Source organism: Nonomuraea sp. NPDC049649, from assembly GCF_040675175.1.
Taxonomy (GTDB): domain Bacteria; phylum Actinomycetota; class Actinomycetes; order Streptosporangiales; family Streptosporangiaceae; genus Nonomuraea.
In genome coordinates this window covers 1-2,992 of record NZ_JBFAOH010000088.1, presented here as the reverse complement: position 1 = coordinate 2,992, position 2,992 = coordinate 1, and the positions used below count along the sequence as shown (strand labels likewise).

General features: G+C 66.3%; 3 protein-coding genes and 1 pseudogene. 1 reads left to right on the top strand and 3 read right to left on the bottom strand.

Features of this window, described 5'->3' with window-relative positions; genetic code table 11:
• Positions 1 to 82: 82 nt before the first annotated feature.
• Positions 83 to 388, bottom strand: coding sequence for a trypco2 family protein (locus AB0J42_RS37490; RefSeq protein ID WP_364303314.1), 306 nt, complete (start codon positions 386 to 388; stop codon positions 83 to 85).
• 258 nt (positions 389 to 646) lie between these two features.
• Between AB0J42_RS37490 and AB0J42_RS37485 the strand changes: the two are divergent.
• Positions 647 to 1,330 (top strand): annotated as a pseudogene (locus AB0J42_RS37485) (ISL3 family transposase); the annotation flags it as partial.
• Between the two features lie 186 nt (positions 1,331 to 1,516).
• Here the strand turns inward: AB0J42_RS37485 and AB0J42_RS37480 are convergent.
• Together AB0J42_RS37480 and AB0J42_RS37475 are read right to left on the bottom strand one after the other, a co-directional pair.
• Positions 1,517 to 1,966, bottom strand: a complete 450-nt coding sequence (locus tag AB0J42_RS37480) for a hypothetical protein (protein WP_364303312.1) — start codon at positions 1,964 to 1,966, stop codon at positions 1,517 to 1,519.
• Positions 1,963 to 2,796, bottom strand: a complete 834-nt coding sequence (locus tag AB0J42_RS37475) for an IS5 family transposase (RefSeq protein WP_364303310.1) — start codon at positions 2,794 to 2,796, stop codon at positions 1,963 to 1,965. Before AB0J42_RS37475 ends, AB0J42_RS37480 begins: the two co-directional genes overlap by 4 nt.
• Between the last annotated feature and the right edge of the window lie 196 nt (positions 2,797 to 2,992).

Genomic DNA, 2,992 nt, shown 5'->3' with positions numbered 1-2,992 from the left:
TCCAGGGCGGCTGCTCACCCTTCCTCACACGACGTGATCCAACCGGCAAACCGTCTCATGAGAGACCAGAGTGATCATTTTGTTAGGAGCTCTTAGCTGACGAACGACGCGACACCTTGACCGGATCACCCTGCGCATCGACGGGCGGCTGCAGGACGACGGTCACTTTCTGCACCCGATCGTGTTCGATCTTGCCGCCGGCGCCGGCCTCCAGCACCCACACTTTGACCTTGCCGCTGCCCTCGCCGGTCTTCTTCACCCCGACCTGAAACTCCAGCGTCACCTCCCCGACGGGGAACTGGATCTCCGCATCAGCGCCTGCGGCGATCGCCTCCCGCAGCTCCTGACGGATCTGCTCGATCGCCTCCGGTAACCCAAGCTCCGTCACACGCCCTCCCACAGCATCAAGATCCGACCAGGAACCCGATCCTAGGCCGACACAGATCACGACGCGGGGTAGGGGGATTGTACGGTCTTCGGCTCTGGCCCACTTTCGGTGGTGACGGAGCGTGATAGCTCCTGTCGTTTCATGACCCCTCGCCGTGCTGTGCCAGTGTGACGCCGGTGCGATGTTAGGGATCTCGCGGGGCTTGTGTTCCCGCAGCTGGCTGGCCTGGTCGTCGGCAGCGTTCAATCCAGGGGCGGCGTGATCCTGGTGTATGTCACGTCCAACGGTGCGCCGGTGGAGTGCCCCGGCTGTGGAGCAGTTGGCCGGGTGCATGGCTATGTGGACCGGCAGTTGGCGGACCTGCCGTTGGCTGGGCACCGAGTACTCGTGCGGCTACGGTTTCGGCGGTTAAGGTGCCCAACGGTCGGGTGCGAGCGGCAGACGTTCCGGGAGCCGCTGCCTGGGCTGGCCGAACCGTATCAACGCCGCACGATCGCCTTGGCCACGCAGGTGGGGGCTGGGGTGCGGGAGCTGGCCGGCTGGGCGGGATCTCGGCTGCTGGACGTGCTGGGAGTCTCGATCTCGCGGCAGAGCGCGGTCCGGTCGTTACTGCGGCTGCCCCTGCCGGTCCGTCCGGTACCGGAGGTGATCGGGGTGGACGACTTCGCACTCCGTAAACGGCACCGCTACGCCACTGTGATCATCGACGCGGTAACCCGGGAGCGGATCGACGTGCTCGCCGATCGTCAGGCCGACACCTTGGAGGCGTGGCTACGTGCCCATCCCGGCGTGCGGGTGGTGTGCCGGGACAGCAGCGGCGCCTACGCCGAGGCGATCCGTCGCGCCCTGCCCGGGGCGGTGCAGGTCGGTGATCGCTGGCATATCTGGCACAACTTGGCCGAAGCCGTGGTCAAGGAGGTTGCCGCGCATTCGGTCTGCTGGGGCAAGACCGGCCCGCCTCCCAAGGACGGGGTGCGGGCCGCCGCCACCCGCGAGTGGCTTTGTCCGTGAGAGGGCGATTCGTGAGTTGATGCCCCTTTGATCGCTTGCGCTGCGTGAGAGGGCGTTGTGCGAGTTGATGCCCCTTTCGTCCTTTGCCTCGGGGAAGGCGGGCTGGTCAGGGTGTTATCAACTGGGCTGGGTGCGTGGCTGAGCGAACAATCCTGGCTCGGTCTCGACGAGAATGCCCTGGTTGACCAGGCGCTTGAGCTTGGCGCGGATGTTCTCGGTGTTCTTCTTGACGATGGGCAGGTCCAGCGCCTCGCAGAGGTCACGAGCTCGTAGTGGGCGGCCGTGGTCGGCGAAGACGTCCAGAATCTGCCGGTAGGCGGGGTGGTCGGGGACCATGGGAGGCGGTGGGGCCGGCTCGGGTCCGGGTTCGTCGGCGAGGGACCGCAGGGTCTTACGGGTGATCCGCAGGTGCTCGATCGCTTCGCGTAGTTCGCCGAGGTGCACGGCCATGGCGTCAATCTCCGCCTGGGTCTGCTCGATCTGGCCGGTCAAGGCCCGCTCGCGGGCGTCGATCTTGTTCAACAGCCACGCGCCGGGGTCCGGTTCCTGCGCATCTGGCCTGGTCATGCCGAGCGCCACGACGGGGCCGGGGCGCGGGTCAGCCGGCGGGACATCACGTCGGTCATCGCCCAGTACACCCGTGATTCGGAGCTGGCCGGCAGGTGTTCATAGTCGCGGACCAGGCGCCGGTGCAGCATCAAGGTGCCGTACGTCTGCTCGACGATCCATCGTTTCGGCTGGGGGACGAATCCCTGGTCGGCGGGGTTGCGTTCGACGATCTCCACGTCGATCCCGAGCCCGGCCCCATGGTCGACGACCGTGTTCTTGAACCCTTGATCGACCAGGGCTTTGGTCACCGTGCCGGAGGTCTGGGCTGTGACCCGGTCCAGCAGAGCGGTCCCGGCGGTGTTCTCGTGCGCGGAGGCGGCCAGCACAACCACCGCGATGACCAGGCCGAACACGTCCACGGCCAGCCCTCTCTTGCGGCCCGGCACCTTCTTGGCCGCGTCCCGGCCCGTGGTGGTGGCGGGGACCCCGGCCGCCACGTGGACGCTCTGGGTGTCCAGCACCACCAGACTCGGATCGGCTAATCGTCCCTTCTGCTCCCGCATGTGCCAGCGCAGCAGGTCATGGATCTTCTGGGCGGTGCCGTCGTCACGCCACTTGGCGAAGTAGTAGTAGGTCGCGCTGCCGGGCGGCAGGTCGTGTGGCAGGTAGTCCCACTGGACGCCGGTCCGCCCCTGGTAGAGGAGCGCGTTCACGATCTCGCGCATCTGGTATTTGCCCTGGTGGCCGCTGACAGAGCGATGCGCGGCCTTCCACGCCGTGATGATCGGCACGATCAACGCCCATTGCTCGTCGGATAAGTCGCTCGAGTACGGCTTGCGCTCACTCACCCGGCCATCCCAGCACATCCGAGCCCACCGACCGACAGTAACGCTACAAATCCATTCGATCACGCTGCGACATCATGGACATCAACTCGCACAACGCCCTCTGAGGAGTGCTGGTCACGGGCTCGTTGCCGGATTACGGACGCGGCTGAGCGAACAAGCCCGGCTCCGTTTCCACCAGAATGCCGAGGCTGACCAG

What these genes read in the sequence shown, in the direction of transcription:
- AB0J42_RS37480 (WP_364303312.1), bottom strand. Translation starts at nt 1,966, where the DNA reads ATGACCAGGCCAGATGCGCAGGAACCGGACCCCGGCGCGTGGCTGTTG.